Raw genomic sequence first — 18,245 nt, 5'->3', positions numbered from 1 at the left:
TCTTAAAATCACTTTACATTCTTTTAAGAATGCTGCATATATACAAATCCAAGCCTAGTAGAAATACTAGGCTTTTTATAAGCTTTAAAATTTTTAACTAAACTAAAATTGGAACACTTCTTGCTTTAATCTTTTCGATGCAATATTTTGAAAGGATTTAAAATGGGTTTTAGAATAAACACCAACATCGGTGCACTAAATGCACATGCAAATTCAGTTGTTAATTCCAATGAACTTGATAAGTCTTTAAGTAGATTAAGTTCTGGTCTTAGAATTAACTCAGCAGCAGATGATGCTTCAGGGATGGCGATAGCAGATTCGTTGCGTTCACAAGCAGCAACCTTAGGTCAAGCTATAAACAATGGTAACGATGCTATAGGTATCTTACAGACTGCAGATAAAGCTATGGATGAGCAACTTAAGATCTTAGATACTATCAAGACTAAAGCAACTCAAGCGGCTCAAGATGGACAAAGTACAAAAACAAGAACCATGCTTCAAGCAGATATCAATCGTCTTATGGAAGAACTTGATAATATCGCTAATACTACTTCATTTAATGGTAAGCAACTTTTAAGTGGTGGTTTTACAAATCAAGAATTTCAAATCGGTGCAAGCTCAAACCAAACTATAAAAGCAAGTATAGGGCCAACCCAATCTTCTAAAATCGGTGTTACAAGATTTGAAACAGGATATAATGTTACTGCTTCTGGCGTGGCTTCAATGGTTATTAAAAACTATAACGGTTTGGAAGATTTTAAATTTCAAAATGTAGTGATTTCAACTTCTGTGGGTACAGGTCTTGGAGCTTTAGCTGAAGAGATTAATAGAAATGCAGATAAAACTGGCGTTAGAGCTAGTTTTAATGTTCAAACTGTAGGTATGCATTCTATCTTAGAGGGTTCAACTAGTGCTGATTTTGCTATCAATGGTGTTGTAATAGGTGCGATTGATTACAAACAAAGCGATGAAAACGGTTCTTTAATCGCTGCTATAAATTCGGTAAAAGACACTACAGGTGTTGAAGCTTCTAAAGATGAGAATGGTAAATTGGTTTTAACCTCAAGAGATGGTAGAGGGATTAAAATCACAGGTGATATAGGTGCAGCTTCGGGTATTAAAGATTCTCAAAAAGAAAACTATGGTCGCTTATCTTTGGTTAAAAATGATGGTAGAGATATAGATATAAGTGGAACAGGTTTTGGTTTTAGTGCAGGAGGAGGTTTTGTTTCTCAGTCTTCTGTTTCTTTAAGAGAATCAAAGGGTCAAATTGATGGTCAAATAGCAGATGCTATGGGTTTTAATTCTGTGCATGGTGGAAAGCTTATCGTTTCTGGTACTGGTGGAGCAGCTGGTAGTATTGCTGATTGGATGAGTACAAAAGGTTCAGGATTTTCTTCAGGTTCTGGATATTCTGTAGGACAAGCTGGAGCTTATTCTAAACTTTTAGAAGGAAATATTTTTGTAGTTTCTGGAGCTACAAATACTATTGTTAGTACAGCTTATAATGTAAGCAGTGGTTCAGGGTTTTCATCAGGATCAAACAATTCTCAATTTGCTACAATGAAACTTGATGTTTTAAGTGTAAAGCCAGAAAGTGCTGGCGTAACCACTCTTAAAGGTGCAATGGCTGTTATGGATATAGTAGAGACTGCTACAACAAATCTTGATCAAATTAGAGCTGACATTGGTTCTGTACAAAATCAGCTTCAAGTAACTATAAATAACATTACCGTAACTCAAGTAAATGTTAAGGCAGCAGAATCAACCATAAGAGATGTGGACTTTGCAGCAGAAAGTGCAAATTTTTCTAAATATAATATCCTTGCACAATCAGGTTCATATGCTATGAGCCAAGCTAATGCTGTGCAGCAAAATGTTTTAAAATTACTTCAATAAATTTTTTAATGAGAGAGCTTATCTCTCATTAAATTAAATAAGTTTTCTTCTTTCTAGTATATCACGCAAGGGAACGATATCTTTTTTTAACCTCTGATTTAATACTAAAACAAGTTCTAAAATACTTTCAATCAATGATCTATGAGCATAAATCCATGCTAAAATTTTATTTTGGCGTTCACTTTCATTTTTTATATCTTGTACAAAAATAGGCGCCAATAAACTTTCTTCATGATATAAAGTTGGTCCTAAAATTTCTTGAATAAAGTTATATTTTGGATGTTCTAATGTTTCTTTAAAGGAATCTAGTTTTATAACGAGCTCTTCTAGGGTGTATTTTTGTTTTTTTTGTTCTGAAATTTGTTTAAATAATTTTTTACATTTTTTAGCAAGTTGTTCTGATAAATTGATATTTTTTTTGATATTTTTATAGGCTTTAATCAATAAAAGATTTTGATCTTTTCGTGTTAATTTATATACTCTTTTTAAGGGTTTTTTGATTTCAATATTTAAAAGATCATTGTAGACTTCTTTAAATGATTTTTCTATAGCACCTTCTATTCTTGCTCCACCTTCGGTGCAATTATAAGTTTTACTTGTCTTAATGTTAAAAATGTAATTTTCAAAAATTTGTCTAAATAATGTCCAAGTTTCAGAGCTTTCTACTTTTCCTATACCCCCGTATGCAGTTGTTGTGTATTTGCCAAAATCTCTTTGATAATGTCCATCATGGTAATTTGCGTGTATGAATCCTTTAGAATGTGAAATTCCATTATCACCATAAGCTAAATCTTGTCCAATTAATATAATGTTTTGGAATTTCATATGGCATGCTATTTCATACATCATATGAGATACACTCATTCCACCTCCTATATATCCAAATTCATCGAGTTTTATGGATAAAGCAAAGGGTTGTGCTCGTGTAATTAAAAGATAATTTCTTTTATTTTTCTCAAGATAGTCAATTGTTTTTTTATGTATAAGAGAGGCGCATAAAAATAAGATATCTTTATCGAAATTTTTAAAATCATTATTAAAACATTCAGAAACAATTTCATCTCTTTCTAACATACAAACATAGTCAGGTTTTATTTTTTCTCGTTCTAGGATATTGTAAGCGCTATCTGCACAAAAAATTATGGCTTTGTTATGACATTTTTTTAATAAAGGTAATTGTTTTGTTAGAGATGGTCCTGTGCCAACTATAATAGCAGTCTGTTTTAAGTTGAGTCTTTTTTTAAGTAATTCTTTGTAACTTGGATGGTTGATTATTTTAGGGATATTGCAAATAAATTGTTCAATTCCTTGCATAGCATCTTTTGGGTCATTGCCCTTGCGCAATGAAATATTTTTAATGGCTTGAATATTATAAGAATTAATTTTATTTATATCTTCTTGATAGATTTTATAAAAATCGCAATGATAGTGAAGGTTATAGGTTTTAACAAACAAATAAAATCTATTCGATGAAAATATTTGATCAGCTAATACATAATTAAAATCTTTAGTATAGATTATTTTAAATCTTTTTTCTTTTAATTCTTGACTAAAATCAACTAAATGTAAAACTAAAAATATAATTTCTAATTCTTTTTCAAAAACTACGATTTGTTTATGTTTTTTGTTTTGTAAAAGAGCTTTATAAAATATTCCATTTCCTAAACCATAAAATAACATTAGCGGATAATGGGAGAAATTTTTAAAATATTTTAGAGATTCTTGTAATTCTACCAAGGGGTTTTTATAGATAGATTTTAAATTTCGTTTTTTTATAATATTAATATCTAGCGCATCATTTCCGATGGTGTAACTAAATTCTCTTAATTCTTTAATTGAATTAAGTTTATTTTTTAATTCTTTATCTAATTGCTCTAAATTTTTTTCAAAATAGTTATTGTTTTGCATTTATTTTTCCTTAAAAACTAAAAATTATAATCCCCATCCATCATCTACTACTAAAGTTTGCCCTGTGATAAATTTACTCTCATCGCTAAGCAAAAATACTAAAGTTCCACATATATCGTCTGCATCTAGCATACCCTTACTCGCACAACATTTTCTATAAGCTTTTAAAAAAAGTTCGTTTTGATTATCTAAAATTCCCCCACTTGCTAGGGTATTAACACGTATGTTTTGATTAAAAAGCTCTTTGGCTAACCAAGCACCCATGTGATTAATCCCTGCTTTTATCACGCTATATTCTAAGGAGCTTTGCATAGAAGTGCCTTTATAGTTTTCAAATTTTGGTGCATAAACTCCCATGATGGAGCTAAGATTGATGATATTGCCATAACCTTGTTTTTTAAAAAATTTCACAAATTCTTGAGCTGCCAGTATAAAACCTGCTAAATGTAAATTTAAACTTTCACAAATTTGTTCGTATTTGAGTTCATAATAAGGCGTTTTACCCCAATCTTTACCAAAAGGATAGCTTGAATTGACAAAAGCATCTATTTTACCATATATTTCATGACTTTTTTTAAGGGCAGTTTGCAAACTTTCTTGTTTGGTGATGTCAAGTTCTAAGCTTAAAAGTTTTGTTTTAAAATTTGTTTCTAAATTTTCTCGCAGTTCTTTTAAGCGTTCTTTGTTGATATCTGCAAGTATCACTGTGCCTTTATTAAGAAGTATTTTTTTGCAAAGCGCTTTACCTATGCGTCCACAAGCTCCTGCTACAAAGATGACTTTATTTTCAAGCATTAAAAATCCTTTGGTGATAAATTTTTTAAAGAGATCAAAAACTCTACGATTTTAAAATCAAGTTCGCTATCTACATCAAAAGCCGTGCTTTCATCCATCACAAAAAGCCCTGTTTTTTCTCCAAAAACACTATCATTTTCTAAAAGATAATCCCTTTTAAAGATATAAATACTAGCGTTCATATCGTAGCATTTTGGGGCACTTTGGCGGGTAGTAAAATTTCCTTCTTTGGATTTTACTACCTTGTTATTTTGTATTTCTATGAGATTAAAATAAGGATTGCGTCTAGCTGGAACTGCGGTAATGAGATTGGAATTATCATTTTTAACAAAACTTTCATAAGCTTTTTTTATATCAAGGCTTGAGCGAAGCGGGGCTGAAGCGTCTAAGTCTATGAGAGTTTCAAAACGCGTTTTAAAGTGCTCTTCACTTCTTAGCAAGGCATCACGCATAACAGGAAGTTTTGCAGCCTGATCATTGGCAAGATGAGCTTCTCTTTTGAAAAAAACTTCAGCGCCATATTTTTGGGCTACACTTGCGATTTCATCACTATCAGTACTTATGACTATGTGTTTAAAAAGCTTTGAATTTTGAGCTTGTATGATGCTATAAGCTATCATTTCAATTTCGTTAATCTTTCTAATATTTTTGTTTTTAACGCCTTTACTTCCACCTCTAGCACAAATGGTGCATAAAATTTCAGCCATTTTTTTTCCTTACTTCATCGCAAAGTTCAAGTACTTTTAAAGCTTGCTTAAGATCGCAAAGTTCTTTGTCTTTTTCAAAGATTGCTTGATGTAAATTTTGAAGAGTTTTTATCGTATTGTTTTCAAAATTTAAGATTTTTTGACTTTGATCTTTGTGATAAATTTCGATTTTATTGTTTATTAAATCGGCTTTAAAGCTTTTTTCTAAAGTATGAATGGTAATTTCTCTTTTGTTAAATTTAGAAAAATAGCCTAATTCTATATGAATTTTAGCTTCTTGTGAATTTTTTAAAGCCAAAAAGGCAAAATCATCGCTTGTTATGTCAAGCTCTGAAATTTTAGCATTTTGGGAGTACTCAAGCTCTAAGTTTCCAAAAAGAAAAAAGGCTAGATCGATTTCATGAGAAAGATCGAGTAAAACCCCACCACCTAGCTCTTTTTTAGCGCTGTAATTTTGCCTATAGTCTAAAGCCCTCCAATGGGGCAAATAAGAATTACAAACCAAACTAGCAAAATAAATTTTTTCCTCTTTTAAAAGCTTTTTTAAAGCCACAATCACAGGATGAAAACGTAGTAAATACGCCACATAAATGTGATTTTTTGAGCTTGTGAAATTTTGCACCTTTTCAAATAAAGGTTTTTCTACGAGTATGATTTTATCTTTTACAAGCTCATTTAAAGTTTTTAAGGTGTTAAAATGCTCCGTAGTGATATTTGCAATGATAAAAAGATCAAATTCGTTTAAATCACATTCTTTTAAAGAGCGATAAATTGGAGTGTTTTTAAATTCTTCTTCTTTAGCACTTAAAGAAAGCAAACTTACTTCATAATTTAAATTTTTTAAGGCTAAAAAATGCTTTTTTCCTATGCTTCCAAAGCCTATGATTAAGATTTTCATTTAAAATCCTCATTGGCTTTTAAAAACTCATCTGGCCTTCCAATGTCGATCCAATAATCATTGATGATATAGGTATTTACCTTGCCTTTTTGTAGAGCGAGTTTGATGAGTTCGGGCATGTCTAGGTATTCATTTTTAGCAATGAAATTTAAAATTTCATTTTCAAGTACATAAATTCCTGCGCTTACTAGAAATTTTTGAGTGGGTTTTTCTTCTATATTTTCTATAAAACCTTGTTTTTGAGTGATAACTCCATAAGGAATTTGTTGTTCAAACTCACGCACGCAAACGCTCATTAAAGCTTTTGATTTTTTATGCGCTTTTAAAAGAGCATTAAAATCAAGCTCGGTTAAAATGTCTGCATTCATGACTATAAAACTTTCTTTAAAATCTTGTTTTATAAGGCTTAAAGCTCCTGCTGTACCTAGTTTTTTACGCTCTTTAACATAAGAGATTTTAACCCCAAATTTTTGCCCTTTTTGAAAATAATCTTCTATGATTTGTTTTTTATAATTCACACAAAAGATAAAATTTTCAAAATTTTGATTTTTAAGTCTTTGGACTATGCTTTCTAAAATGGGTTTTTTGCCTACTTTTAGCATGGGTTTTGGAGTATCTTTAGTCAGCTCTTTTAAGCGAGATCCTAAGCCTCCAGCCATGATGATAATGGAGTTTGGATTGGCTTTTAAAAGTGATGAGATAGATTTTATAGAAAGGATTTGCCCTTTTTTATCTAAAACAGGAAAATCATAAATATCGGTTTTAGCAGAAATTTTTAAAAGTTCTTCTTTGCTTGTGTTTTCTTTTATGGTGATGGGATTTTTAGTGTAAATATCCTTGATGCTATCTTTTAAAGTTTTGCCACCAATTAAAGCTTTTCTGATGTTTGAATCACTAATGACTCCTAAAAATTTATCTTTTTCGTCAACTATAATGCCTAGTCTAACGCGTTCTTTTCCGACTATTTTTAAAGCTTCTTCTATGCTTGAATCAGGGGTAAGTTTGAGTTTGTTGATATCCATCACAATCTTTCTTTTAATAAAATAAAGCTTTCGGAGTATTTAAAATTAGCTGTACAACCACGAAAGGTAGCTAAAGCTTTTATATTTTCAATGCTTCTTGGAAAAGGTGCCCTGCCTAGTTCGCTTTTATAAATTTTCATTATTTGGCATTTTTTTTCAAAAAAATCACTAATATCTACAAAAACATTAGGTATAAAACTTTGATGTGTTAAAGCGGGTGCAAATTCGCTTTCGCTTAAGGTTTCCATCATTAAAATTTTTTCTATACTAGGATAGCGAAAACTTTTAGTGCATGAAAAAGCGGTTTGGAAAATAATTCTATGATCGCTATGCACATCGTAAGCAAAGGGTAAATAAAGAATATTAGGTTTAATTTTTTCAAAAATTTGTGAGAATAAAGAGACAAGATGGGCTTGGCTGTATTGATCTATTTTTGTCGTTTTAAGTCCTAGTCTATGTATGCTTGTAAAACCATAGCTTTTAGAAATTTCTTGAAGTTCTTGTTCTCTTGTATCAATTTGTTCTTTAGAGAATCCTTCATCTTCAAAAATATCTGTGCAAAAGATACAATGAATTTCATCACCTTTTGCTTTATGCTTTAAAAGAGTTCCTCCAGCTCCTAAGGTTTCATCATCAGGATGAACTGCTATAACTAAAACTTTTTTATACAAAATTTATCCTTTAAAGTATTCTCCATTTTTAGGTAAAATATCAAAATTATGCTTGGTTAAAAGTATGGCTCCATCATAACTTTTAACTAAAATTCCTTTTTGATCGACTTTTAAAATTTTACCACATTCTAAATTATTTTGTGAATTTTTAACGATTTTAGCTTCGTAGATTTTATAAATTTTATTATTATATAAAACTTCAGCTCCTATATAAGGAGGTGCTAAAGCACGAATGAGATTATAAATGGCTAAACTATTCATCCTGAAATCGATTTTTCCATCTTTAAAATCTCTTTTTCTCCATGTATTTCCTTTTGTTTGTTTATAAGATAAGGCGTGTAAAATACTTTTAAAATCTTTATTTTTTAGACTTTTTTTATAAATTTTTAAAGTAAAATCTTCTATTTGCTTAAGGGCTTTTTGAGTGATTTTTTCATATAAGCTTTTAGCATTGTCTTTAGATGAAATTTTAATGCTTTTTTGACTTAAAATTCTACCTGTATCCGCTCCTTTATCCATAACAAAAAAGCTTGATCCAGTTTCTTTTAGGTTTAAAAATAAAGCCCATATTATAGGATGTCTTCCACGATTGTAAGGAAGTTTAGAAGGATGAAAACCTATGATGGGGTACGAGTTTAAAAGTTCTTTTTTAATCAAAGAGCTCCAGCCAAAACAATAAATAATATCAGGCTTAAGAGAATGGATAAATTTTAAACTTTGAGCATCGTTAATATCTTTTACATGAAGACAAGGAAGATTTTTTATGTCTTGTTTAAGATCGTAAAAATCACTATTAAAATCGGATTTTTCTTTGGTGGCTATGCCTACAACTTGTAAATTTTCATTTTGCAAACTCAAGAGTTTTTTTAATGCAAAATGTGAAAATTGAACACAACCTATGAAAAAAATTCTCATTTTTCAAACTCCGTAGAAAAATCAATATCAAAAAATTCTTTTTTCAAAATATTTTCAAGATTAAAATTTTTTAAAATTTCCTTTGTTTTTTTAGCGGCTCCTGCTTTTCCATAGGGATTTTCAGTATTTTTTAATTCTTTAATGAAATTTTTATCATTAAGTTTTTTAAAAGCTTCTTCTATGCTTTTAAAATTGGCTTCGCAGTCAATTACAGATTTTGCTTTAATGCGTCCTTTTTGTCTATCGCCTATATTAATGCTTGCTATTTTAAAGCTTGGAGCTTCACATAAAGCACTAGAAGAATTTCCAACAACTGCATTTATAAATTGCATGGAGCTAAGATAGTTTAAAGCACCCATAGAAACAAAAGCTATGCAATTTTTATGACAAGAGCAAAAATCGTCTATCATTTCATTGATAATGCGTCCATTGGTATCTGCATTTGACTTGGTAAAAATAAGTCCTAAATTTTCTTTTTTGTATTCAAGATCTAAAACTTTTAACAAATCTTGAAATTGCTTTTGAGAGCTTTGGTATTCTAAGGTAACAGGATGAAAAGTGATAAGAAAATTTCTTTTTTCAAAGGTGAAATTCAATGCTTTTTGAAGTTCATCTTTGCTTAAAAGCTTTAAATTAGCAATATTATCAAGCCCAAATCCACCTACATTAAAAACACGCAAAGGGGATTCTCCAAGTTGAATGACGCGTTTTTGGTATTCTTTTGTAGCTACAAAATGCAAATGCGACATTTTGGTAATGCTATGGCGTATGGCTTCATCGATCAAGCCCCAAGTTGCTTCTCCGCCATGTAAATGTGCTACAGGGATTTTACAAATCATGGCACTGGCTACGCAAGAAAAAATTTCATACCTATCTCCTAAAACCACTATAATATCAGGCTTTAATTCGTTTAATGCTTCAGCAAAAGAAATTTGAGTTAAACCCATACTTTTGCAAATTCCAATTTCGCTATCACTACTTAAAAGCATTTCTACTTTTTTAGTTATTTTAAATTCTTTTTCTATTTCTTTATAAGTGAGTCCAAACTCAGGACTTAAATGTGCTCCTGTAGCGATGATCTGAAGGCTTAGATCTTTATCATTTTGAATTTCATGGCATAAATTTCTTAAAAGATACCATTCAGCCCTTGTTGCACTGACTATACAAATTTTTCTTTTACTCATGGATAAGCTCATCTTCTTTGTAGTTTTTAGTAGCAATCTTACCCAAAAACTCTTCATATCTCATAGCACTTATACCATTTGCGGGGCGTTTGGTGGTAAGATTTTCTTCGCTAAAAATTTCTCCTTTTTTGATGTCTTTTTTGGCCACTAAACTTTTTCTTACTATGTTGATATTTTTTTGTTCGCTTTTGCTTGCTTTTTTTATGCCATCACCCATTGCCTTTTGTACTTGTCTTATTTGAGTGCAAAGCATTTTAAGTTCATGGGGTTCTAGGCTTGCTTTATGATCAGGCCCTGACATATTTTTATCTAGAGTAAAATGCTTTTCTATCACACAAGCTCCTAAGGCAACCGCAGCTAGGGAGATGTGTATGCCTTGAGTGTGATCAGAATAACCCACATCAAGCTTAAAAGCATCTTTTAAGCTTTGCATGGCTTTAAGATTGACCTCGTCAAAAGGGGCAGGGTATTCTGTAGTGCAGTGTAAAAGAGTGATATTTTGGCGTTTAGTACCGTTTTTGCAAAGTACATTTAAAGCTTGTTCTATCTCGCCTAAATTTGCCATGCCCGTTGAAAGTATGATTTTTTTATTAAGCTTTGCAATTTTTTTAAGATAGGGTAGATTGGTGATTTCTCCGCTTGGAATTTTAAAGATTTTTAAACCTAACTCATCTAAAAGATCTACGCTTTCAAGATCAAAAGGAGTAGAAAGAAAGGCAATATTGCATTTTTTTGCGTGTAAGATAAGCTCTTTATGAGCTTTAAGATCGAGTTCGAGTTTTTGCACCATTTGAAGCTGACTTTCATCACTAGCTGTCGTTTTAAGCTGATAGGGTGCTTTTTTAGCCTTTGTGCTGATACAGTTTTTGGCTTTAAAACTTTGAAATTTAACAAAATCAGCCCCTGAGTTAGCTGCGATTTCTATTAACTTTTTAGCTAAATTTAAATCGCCATTGTGATTGACTCCTGCTTCTGCGATGATTAAAGTTTTTTTCATGATTTTTTCCAAAAATTTTTCTTTAATTATAGCATTAAAGCAAGAGTCGTTCCAAATTATTTTAAAGGATTTTTTAGCTTAAATTCTCCAAAATTATTTTTATAGAATAAATCCATATTATAGTGTTTTTCTACTATTTTCCAAAATGTAGTTTTACTAATACCTATGAAGTTGCAAAAATCTTCAACGCATTTATTGTCAAGCTTATGATCTCTTTTTTGTATAAGTTTAATAGCTTCTTTTCTACTTAAAAGTCCATAACGCACGAAACGAGCCGCGTAATCACTTGCCATAGCATGACCAAATTTAGGGTATTTCATCCAAGCATGTAGAGTATAGCCTATACTATCAACTTGATCAAAATTTTCTATAGCATGAGTTCTATTCCATTCGCCTTCTAGATCGTTAAAACCACGACTTTTAGCAAAAATATAATTGCTATAAGAATTCCATTTTACAAAATAACTTAGATAAATAGGATTAAGTTTGTTGATATCGTTTGCATTGGGATTGAAAAAGAGTTGTAAATTTTCTTCTTTAATTTCATCATCTCTCAATTCATTTATATCCAAGTCACTAGCTACGCCATTTAGAAATATGTCTTTGGCACTAGGAGTTTCTTTGGCATCACTACCTCCATATTCAAAGCTAATATTTTCCCCATAAACTAACAAGGGGGTGTTAAATTTTAAAGCCATGGCAAAAGGATAGCTATACATGAGTCTTTCTATAAACCAAGTAGGTTTTCCATATTTTTCAAAGGTTTTTAGCATAACTTTTTTTTGAGTTTTGATATCGGGTTTTAAGCTAATGATATGACAACCAAAAGTTTCACTTAAATTTTTAAGATTTTTCTTACCCGCTTCAGTCATAGTGAAATTATCTTCAACACTAAAAAGAATAGGATTCATTCCAAGTTTTTCTTTCATAATATGCACTTGAAAATGCGAATCCTTACCTCCACTCACAGCAATAGCGCAATCATATTCAAATTTTCCATTCATTCTGCGGTATTTATCGCATAAGGCTTCAAGCTCTTTAAATCTTGCTTTATAATCAATATTTTCTTTATTTTTATGATTGATACAAGCTGAACAGATATTTTTACCTTCTTTATCTTTTGTAAAATTAATACCAGGTCTAGTATTTGGCATCACGCAGTGATCACAATAAATCATTTCCACCCCTTCAATTTAATAAAAAGATTAGATTATATAAAATATTAAATTAATATTTACTTATTTTATAAAATATCACTTATTTTTGTTTTATTTTTTCTACCTAAAATTCCTTTTTCTAAGGCCTTTTTAAAGATTTTTGGATGGTAAAAATTTTCATCTTCTTCTTTTAAATTCTTACAAATTTTATCACAAAGTTCTATGCCTATAGTGTCGATAATATTTAACAAATTTCTTTTTTCATAAAGCAAATCGTAAACTGTTTGACATTCTTTGAAATTGTAATTGTATTTTTCTATAATTTTAAAAAACGATGAAATTTCATTGAACAAAAGTAAATTTGCTAAAGCTCCTCGATTGCCTTTGCTGCGAATGATATGAAATCCTAATTTTTTAAGATCTTTCAATGGGGTAAATCGTTCTAAATTAGAACCACAAAGTTCTATTAATTTGATATAAATAGGATTGAAAAAATGTATAAAATCGCAGTTTAAATCATCCATACCCAAAGAACTTGAATTTGAAAAAACTATATTATTATTGTCTCTAAGAATTTGTATGATTTCTTTTTTTAAATTTAAATCTTCATTTAAGCTTTCTATAGTCAAGCTATTTTTAAGATCTTCTATATGTTGGTAAATATTTATTTTTCCGGAGTTAAAATTAGAAAAATCTATTTTTCTTTGTAGAAGTTTTATTTGTTTTTCAAATTCGTATATATTGGGCTTGCTTTTACTATAAACACCTATTTCATAACCCAATAAATAAAATAAAGCACTTATTTGCCTACCCATTAAACCAAAGCCTATGATATTAATTTCTTTCATTGTTTTTTCCTTGTTTTAATTATATTTTTATGAAAAATAAGTTGATTGGATGTGTAGTTTTTGCTAATAATACTACCTGCGCTTACTATGCAGTTATCTTCTAAGTTTACGCAAGGCAACAGACTAACTCTAGTAGCTAAAAAACAATTTTTTCCTATGCTTGAATTTCCATTGAGTGTAGCATAAGGGCTTAAAATACTTCCTTCTCCTACCTTGCAATCATGAGCTATGCTTGAATAAATATTACAAAGCACAAAATCTCCTATACTTGAATTAGCATTAATGGTTACAAAAGGACACACTATAACCCCTTGTCCTATTTTAGCTTCTTTTGAAACAAAAGATTGAGGATGTATAAAAGTGATAAAATTACATGATTTTTTTGAAAGTTTTAAAAGGATTTTTTTTCTTAAATTGATTTGTCCTACACCTAAGGCAAAAGATGCTTTTTGAATCAATTTTTTATCGAAATTATCTTCATTACCTAGATATTTTAAGTCAAAAAAATTATTTTCTTGTATATCGATATAGCCTATAATTTCGTAATTTGTATCTTTTAAATAAGAATAAAGCTCTCTAGCAAAGCCACCCGCTCCTATAATGATGACATTTTTCACGCACTTCTCCTAAAAGAAGAAGTAAAAAAATCAAATTCCCCCCCCCTATCTATTTTAAATTTTTCTTGCATATTTATCATTCCTTTAAATTTGGTAATTTTTAAAGCACCATCTTTAGTGCTTACGATGAAAAAATTTTTTTCTTTTTTAACAATTTTTCCTATTGGAGCATTAAAAATTTTATCTTTGTAAATTTCACTTTTATAAATTTTTATTTCTTTTTTATCTATAAAGGCACTAGCACCTAAATCTTTAGCATTTAAAGCACGGATAAAATTAAAAATCTCTCTAGTACTTTGAGTCCAATTTATAATTTCATCGCCTTTTTTTCTTTTAGGGCAATAAAATCCCCCTTCTTTTTGTTTATAAGCCTTAACCTTATCTTCTAAAAATAAAATAAGACTTTCATATAGCAAACTCGCACATTCTTTATGACATAAATTTAAAAGAGTGGTATAATCATCACTGTCTTTTATATCATAGGTTTTTTGTAAAATAATATCACCTGTATCAATACCTTTGTCGATAAAATGAACACTAATGCCAAATTCTTTTTCATCATTAATTAATGCCCAATTTAATATATTTCTACCCCTGTAAAAAGGTAGTTTACCTGCATGACAATTGATAATTTTTCTAGGATATAATTTTAAAAGCTCCTCTTTAAAAATTTGATCAAAACTCATAGAAACTAACAAGTCGTTAGAATATTTTTCAAGCTCATTGAGAAATTCTTTAGAGTTTATATCGATATGGGTATAACAAGGGATTTGGTATCTTAAAGCAAGTTTTTCTAGTTTTGTATCTTTAGTTTTTCTTAAAACGATGAAATTAATTTGAATTTGTGGGTTTTGAAGTATTTTTAAAAGACAGATTCTAGCCCATTTTCCATCGGCAAAATATCCTATTTTAAGCATATCATTCCTTTATTCTAACGCTACTAGGTAAATTAACCAAGCGTTTTTCTAATTTTTCAGTGTTTATAAGCTCATCGCTTTGACAGTTTTGAAAAGCTTTTAAACTTGGTAAGCTTTTCCATACAGGACGGACGAAAATATTATTTTTCAAGCATTCTTCTAAAAAGATATTTCTTAAATTTTCATCCTTAAAAAGCAAGGTGTTGAGCCAAAAATTGCTTTTTTCGTTACTTTTTTCATCGATAAATTTGCATTTATCATGATTTTTAAAAAAATCTTTGTAAATTTTAGCAAGTTCTCTTTTATTTTCTAAAAAAAGTTCCAAATTTTCAAGTCCTGCAAGCAAGATCGCTGCATTTACATTACAAAGACGGTAATTATAAGCTATCCTATTATGATCGTATTCGTAAGGATGGGGGATTTTAGCTGTGGTGCTAAGGTGTCTTGCAAGCTTGGCTAAATTTTCATCGTCGCTTAATATCGCTCCACCGCATCCGCCTGTGATAATTTTATTGCCATTAAAACTTAAAATTCCACACTTTCCAAAAGTGCCTAAGGCCTTGTTTTCATAGGTGCTTCCTAAGGCTTCTGCAGCATCTTCGATTAAAAGGATATGGTATTTTTCACAAAGCTCTTTGATGGCTTTTATATAAGCACTTAAACCAAAGGTGTGCATGATAAGACAAGCTTTGATGAGTTTGTGGGTGGTTTTGTTATAGCTAAAACCATTTTTTTGATAAGTTTGATTTTCTAAAAAATGCTCTAAAGCCTTAGGACTTAAACTTAGAGTGTTTTCATCTATATCTAAAAAAACGGGCTTTGCACCTGTATAAGCGATAGCGTTGGCCGTGGCGACAAAGCTTATGCTTTGAGTGATGACTTCGCAGTTTTCATCGATACCATTAGCTAGTAAAGCGATATGAAGGGCTGCTGTACCTGTATTTGTAGCGATGACAAAGCGTGCTTTGGTTTTTTCTTTTAAAGCTTCTTCAAAACGCGTTACAAATTCTCCCACGCTTGAAACAAAGCCACTGTCGATACATTCCAAGAGATATTTTTTCTCATTGCCTATAAAGCAAGGTTCGTGTAAGGCGATATTTTCTTTATTAAAAAGACTTTTTATAAAAGAAATTTCTTTTTCAAACATTATAAAGCTCGCTTTTATAATTTTCTAAATTTTCTTTAAAATACTCTATGCTTTGTCTTAAACCTTCTTCTAAGCTTATTTTGCTTTGCCAATTTGTAGCTTTTTTAAGCTTGCTTGCATCGCAACAAAGTCTAAAAACTTCACTATTTTTAGGACGGAGTCTTTGTTCATCTTGGATGATTTCTACCTTAGAGTCTAAAATTTTTTGTATGAGATCAAGTACTTCTTGCATGGAGTATTCTACTCCTGAGCCTATATTATAAACTTCTCCAAAATGTTTTAAATTTAAAAGAGAAATAAAACCCTCGCAAGTATCTAATACAAAATTTAAATCCCTTTTAGGGCTTAAATCTCCTAGTTTGATTTCCTTTGCTCCGCTTAAAATTTGGGTGATGATTGTAGGTATGATGGCCCTTGCGCTTTGTCTTGGACCATAGGTGTTAAAAGGGCGTGCAATATTGATATTTAAATTAAAAGAATTATAATAACTCAGCGCTATCATATCCGCAGCGATTTTGCTTGCAGAATAGGGGCTTTGAGGTTGTAAAGGGTGTTTTTCATCGATAGGTACATAAAAGGCTGTGCCATAAACTTCGCTTGTTGAGGTGTGGATAAAATGTGAAATTTTGTTTTTTTTAGCTGCTTCGAGCATATTTAAAGTACCATTGACATTGGTATCCACATAGCTTTGTGGGGCTGCGTAGGAGTAGGGAATGGCGATTAAAGCACCAAGATGAAAGATCGCGTCTATATTTTTTGTGATTTTTTCGCAAAAAAAGCTATCTCTTAAATCTCCGCTTATTACTTCCATGTCTTTTAAAAAAGGACTTTTTTCTAAATGACCCCAAAAATTAAAAGAATTATATTGACTTAAAGCTCTAACTTTAAAACCCTTTTTAACTAAGCTTTCGCAAAGATGAGAGCCTATAAAACCATCAGCACCTGTAACTAAAATATTTTTCATTTTTTACCTTAAAGTTAATTTATTTTTAATCTTTTCTTGCCATTTTTGAAGTTTTCTTGCTTTAAGTTCATTTTCCAAAGGAAGAATATTTTTAAGTAATGTTTTTTCTTGTGCTTCTATATGTCCATAAATCATTTGTATATATTGCATATGTTCTTTGATCCAAAGTAAAGATTTATTAAAACTATCTTCTGGTGTTTTTGGATTTAAAACATAAATTCTAGCAAGGTTTAGCTCAAATTGGATTAAAAATGGACCCAATATTTGTTTTATATCATATATATTTTTCTCATCTTCTAGTTTTTCTTTAAAATTATCTATTTGTTGCATGAGATTATTGATAATTATATTTTTCTTGCTTTCTTCTAGATTTAAATCAGTTAATAATAAATATTCTTTTTCTATGTTAAGATAAGTAGCTTCAATTTCTTTTTTAAATTCTTGACAATGTTTAATACTTTTATAAATTCTATAATAAGCTTTAAGCATTAATTCGTTTTGTTTGCAATGGTTTAAAGGTTTAATGTTAGGGAAAGGCTTTTGAATGTTTTTTTCAAGCAGTATTTCACATACTTCTTTAAAAGGTTTTTCTATAGCTCCTTCTATTCTAGCTCCACCTTCAGTACAATTGTAGGTGTTGATTTTTAAAATTTTCTTTAAACATGTAATATCATTTTCAAAAGTTTGTCTAAATAAAGTCCAGGCAAAAGAACTTTCTACAGTTTGATTTCCTCCATATGATAGGGTTGTATATTTTCCTTTGTCTCTTTGATAATGTCCTTTGTGTTTATCTAGATTTTGATAATCCTTTGTATGCGAATCCCCATTATCAGCGTAAGCTAAATCTTGCCCTATTAAGATAATATTTTTATGTTTTAAATGAGTGGAAAGTAAATAACTCATATTGGAAACACTTTTTCCCATATTAAAATATCCAAAATCATTTAGTTTTAAATATTCGATAAAATTTGCATATGTTGATACAAGCATATAATTCCTATTATTTTTTTCTAAATATTTAATAGTATTTGGATGAACAACTGATTTTAAAATAAATAATATATCTTTATCAAATTCTCCAAAATTATTGTTAAAAAATTCAGAGGTTAGTGGAATTCTTTCAAGAGATAAAACATAATCAGGTTTAATATTATGTTTAGCTAAAATAGGATAAGAAGAATCTGCACAAAATATCGTAGCTTTATTGACATATTGTTTTAATAATGGGAGTTGTTTAGTTAAGCTAGGGCCAGTAGAGACTATAATTGCAGTATCGCTTAAATTTTGTCTTTTTTTAAGTAAATCTATATATCTTGGATGAGTGATCATTTTAGGAAGATTATGGACAAATTGTTCTATTCCTTGCAAGGCATCTAAAGGATCATTTCCATGAGATATTATAGCATTTTTAAAATAGTTTGATAAGTTTTTATTAAGCTCTAAAATATCTTCATGAAATTTCTCATAATAATCACTACTCAATTCTAAAAAATAAATTCTAGAAAAGTTAAAAAAAGGATTGGTGTTTGCAAAAGTAGCATAAGTTTGAATGTCTATATTGTTAATGTTAAAAATAATTATTTTTTTATCTTTTAGCTC

At 30.0% G+C, this 18,245-nt stretch carries 17 protein-coding genes; 1 reads left to right on the top strand and 16 read right to left on the bottom strand.

Annotation, left to right across the window (positions count from 1 at the left end; genetic code table 11):
* Positions 1-162 precede the first annotated feature (162 nt).
* Positions 163-1,899 carry a flagellin A gene (locus tag ELQ12_RS08625; RefSeq protein WP_134264714.1) on the top strand — a complete coding sequence of 579 codons (1,737 nt, stop codon included), beginning with the start codon at positions 163-165 and terminating at the stop codon, positions 1,897-1,899.
* 33 nt (positions 1,900-1,932) lie between these two features.
* Here the strand turns inward: ELQ12_RS08625 and ELQ12_RS08620 are convergent, their stop codons facing one another.
* The 16 genes from ELQ12_RS08620 to ELQ12_RS08545 form a co-directional block, all read right to left on the bottom strand.
* Complete coding sequence (locus ELQ12_RS08620) at positions 1,933-3,807, bottom strand: motility associated factor glycosyltransferase family protein (RefSeq protein WP_070261724.1); 1,875 nt, start codon at positions 3,805-3,807, stop codon at positions 1,933-1,935.
* 24 nt (positions 3,808-3,831) lie between these two features.
* Positions 3,832-4,602 carry an oxidoreductase gene (locus ELQ12_RS08615; RefSeq protein WP_070261723.1) on the bottom strand — a complete coding sequence of 257 codons (771 nt, stop codon included), beginning with the start codon at positions 4,600-4,602 and terminating at the stop codon, positions 3,832-3,834.
* Positions 4,602-5,309: a CMP-N,N'-diacetyllegionaminic acid synthase gene (gene legF / locus ELQ12_RS08610; RefSeq protein ID WP_070261722.1), complete on the bottom strand. Its 708-nt coding sequence runs from the start codon at positions 5,307-5,309 to the stop codon at positions 4,602-4,604. Before legF ends, ELQ12_RS08615 begins: the two co-directional genes overlap by 1 nt.
* Positions 5,302-6,207: an L-glutamine-D-fructose-6-phosphate isomerase subunit gene (gene ptmF, locus ELQ12_RS08605; protein ID WP_070261721.1), complete on the bottom strand. Its 906-nt coding sequence runs from the start codon at positions 6,205-6,207 to the stop codon at positions 5,302-5,304. Before ptmF ends, legF begins: the two co-directional genes overlap by 8 nt.
* Positions 6,204-7,229 carry a nucleotidyltransferase family protein gene (locus ELQ12_RS08600; RefSeq protein WP_070261720.1) on the bottom strand — a complete coding sequence of 342 codons (1,026 nt, stop codon included), beginning with the start codon at positions 7,227-7,229 and terminating at the stop codon, positions 6,204-6,206. Before ELQ12_RS08600 ends, ptmF begins: the two co-directional genes overlap by 4 nt.
* Positions 7,229-7,900: a PIG-L deacetylase family protein gene (locus ELQ12_RS08595; RefSeq protein WP_070261719.1), complete on the bottom strand. Its 672-nt coding sequence runs from the start codon at positions 7,898-7,900 to the stop codon at positions 7,229-7,231. Before ELQ12_RS08595 ends, ELQ12_RS08600 begins: the two co-directional genes overlap by 1 nt.
* A gap of 3 nt (positions 7,901-7,903) precedes the next feature.
* Positions 7,904-8,815 (bottom strand): formyltransferase family protein, encoded by a 912-nt coding sequence (locus ELQ12_RS08590; RefSeq protein ID WP_053872378.1) that lies wholly within the window; start codon positions 8,813-8,815, stop codon positions 7,904-7,906.
* Complete coding sequence (gene neuC, locus ELQ12_RS08585) at positions 8,812-10,011, bottom strand: UDP-N-acetylglucosamine 2-epimerase (protein ID WP_279586140.1); 1,200 nt, start codon at positions 10,009-10,011, stop codon at positions 8,812-8,814. Before neuC ends, ELQ12_RS08590 begins: the two co-directional genes overlap by 4 nt.
* A complete protein-coding gene (gene legI, locus ELQ12_RS08580; protein WP_053872376.1) occupies positions 9,992-10,996 on the bottom strand; it encodes a N,N'-diacetyllegionaminate synthase in 1,005 nt (334 codons plus the stop codon). The genes neuC and legI overlap by 20 nt, the downstream gene beginning before the upstream one ends.
* Positions 10,997-11,052: 56 nt before the next feature.
* Positions 11,053-12,174, bottom strand: coding sequence for an N-acetyl sugar amidotransferase (locus ELQ12_RS08575; protein ID WP_134264713.1), 1,122 nt, complete (start codon positions 12,172-12,174; stop codon positions 11,053-11,055).
* Positions 12,175-12,239: 65 nt separating this feature from the next.
* On the bottom strand, positions 12,240-13,001 hold the full coding sequence (locus ELQ12_RS08570; RefSeq protein WP_086032218.1) for a 3-hydroxyacyl-CoA dehydrogenase NAD-binding domain-containing protein: 762 nt from the start codon (positions 12,999-13,001) through the stop codon (positions 12,240-12,242).
* Positions 12,998-13,618: an acetyltransferase gene (locus ELQ12_RS08565; protein WP_134264712.1), complete on the bottom strand. Its 621-nt coding sequence runs from the start codon at positions 13,616-13,618 to the stop codon at positions 12,998-13,000. The genes ELQ12_RS08570 and ELQ12_RS08565 overlap by 4 nt, the downstream gene beginning before the upstream one ends.
* Entirely contained in the window at positions 13,615-14,535 is a 921-nt protein-coding gene (locus ELQ12_RS08560) for a methionyl-tRNA formyltransferase (RefSeq protein ID WP_134264711.1), read from the bottom strand. Before ELQ12_RS08560 ends, ELQ12_RS08565 begins: the two co-directional genes overlap by 4 nt.
* Position 14,536: 1 nt before the next feature.
* The gene (legC, locus tag ELQ12_RS08555) at positions 14,537-15,682 is read right to left on the bottom strand and encodes an aminotransferase LegC (protein ID WP_134264710.1); all 1,146 of its coding nucleotides are present in this window, start codon (positions 15,680-15,682) and stop codon (positions 14,537-14,539) included.
* On the bottom strand, positions 15,675-16,646 hold the full coding sequence (gene legB, locus ELQ12_RS08550) for a 4,6-dehydratase LegB (RefSeq protein ID WP_134264709.1): 972 nt from the start codon (positions 16,644-16,646) through the stop codon (positions 15,675-15,677). Before legB ends, legC begins: the two co-directional genes overlap by 8 nt.
* A gap of 3 nt (positions 16,647-16,649) precedes the next feature.
* The coding region (locus ELQ12_RS08545) for a motility associated factor glycosyltransferase family protein (protein WP_134264708.1) at positions 16,650-18,245 on the bottom strand (1,596 nt) is incomplete at its 5' end.

It is taken from the genome of Campylobacter sp. US25a, assembly GCF_004379075.1.
Taxonomy (GTDB): Bacteria; Campylobacterota; Campylobacteria; order Campylobacterales; family Campylobacteraceae; genus Campylobacter_D; species Campylobacter_D jejuni.
Note: the sequence above shows the minus strand (reverse complement) of the source record. Positions and strands in the feature narration are given on the sequence as shown.

Bases quoted from the DNA above. Each gene is read 5' to 3' on its own strand.
- ELQ12_RS08570 (WP_086032218.1), bottom strand. From the start codon at position 13,001: ATGAAAGAAATTAATATCATAGGCTTTGGTTTAATGGGTAGGCAAATA.
- ELQ12_RS08575 (WP_134264713.1), bottom strand. From the start codon at position 12,174: ATGATTTATTGTGATCACTGCGTGATGCCAAATACTAGACCTGGTATT.
- legB (WP_134264709.1), bottom strand. From the start codon at position 16,646: ATGAAAAATATTTTAGTTACAGGTGCTGATGGTTTTATAGGCTCTCAT.
- ELQ12_RS08600 (WP_070261720.1), bottom strand. From the start codon at position 7,229: ATGGATATCAACAAACTCAAACTTACCCCTGATTCAAGCATAGAAGAA.
- ELQ12_RS08625 (WP_134264714.1), top strand. From the start codon at position 163: ATGGGTTTTAGAATAAACACCAACATCGGTGCACTAAATGCACATGCA.
- ELQ12_RS08560 (WP_134264711.1), bottom strand. From the start codon at position 14,535: ATGCTTAAAATAGGATATTTTGCCGATGGAAAATGGGCTAGAATCTGT.
- ELQ12_RS08620 (WP_070261724.1), bottom strand. From the start codon at position 3,807: ATGCAAAACAATAACTATTTTGAAAAAAATTTAGAGCAATTAGATAAA.
- ptmF (WP_070261721.1), bottom strand. From the start codon at position 6,207: ATGAAAATCTTAATCATAGGCTTTGGAAGCATAGGAAAAAAGCATTTT.
- ELQ12_RS08615 (WP_070261723.1), bottom strand. From the start codon at position 4,602: ATGCTTGAAAATAAAGTCATCTTTGTAGCAGGAGCTTGTGGACGCATA.
- legF (WP_070261722.1), bottom strand. From the start codon at position 5,309: ATGGCTGAAATTTTATGCACCATTTGTGCTAGAGGTGGAAGTAAAGGC.
- neuC (WP_279586140.1), bottom strand. From the start codon at position 10,011: ATGAGCTTATCCATGAGTAAAAGAAAAATTTGTATAGTCAGTGCAACA.
- legI (WP_053872376.1), bottom strand. From the start codon at position 10,996: ATGAAAAAAACTTTAATCATCGCAGAAGCAGGAGTCAATCACAATGGC.
- legC (WP_134264710.1), bottom strand. From the start codon at position 15,682: ATGTTTGAAAAAGAAATTTCTTTTATAAAAAGTCTTTTTAATAAAGAA.
- ELQ12_RS08590 (WP_053872378.1), bottom strand. From the start codon at position 8,815: ATGAGAATTTTTTTCATAGGTTGTGTTCAATTTTCACATTTTGCATTA.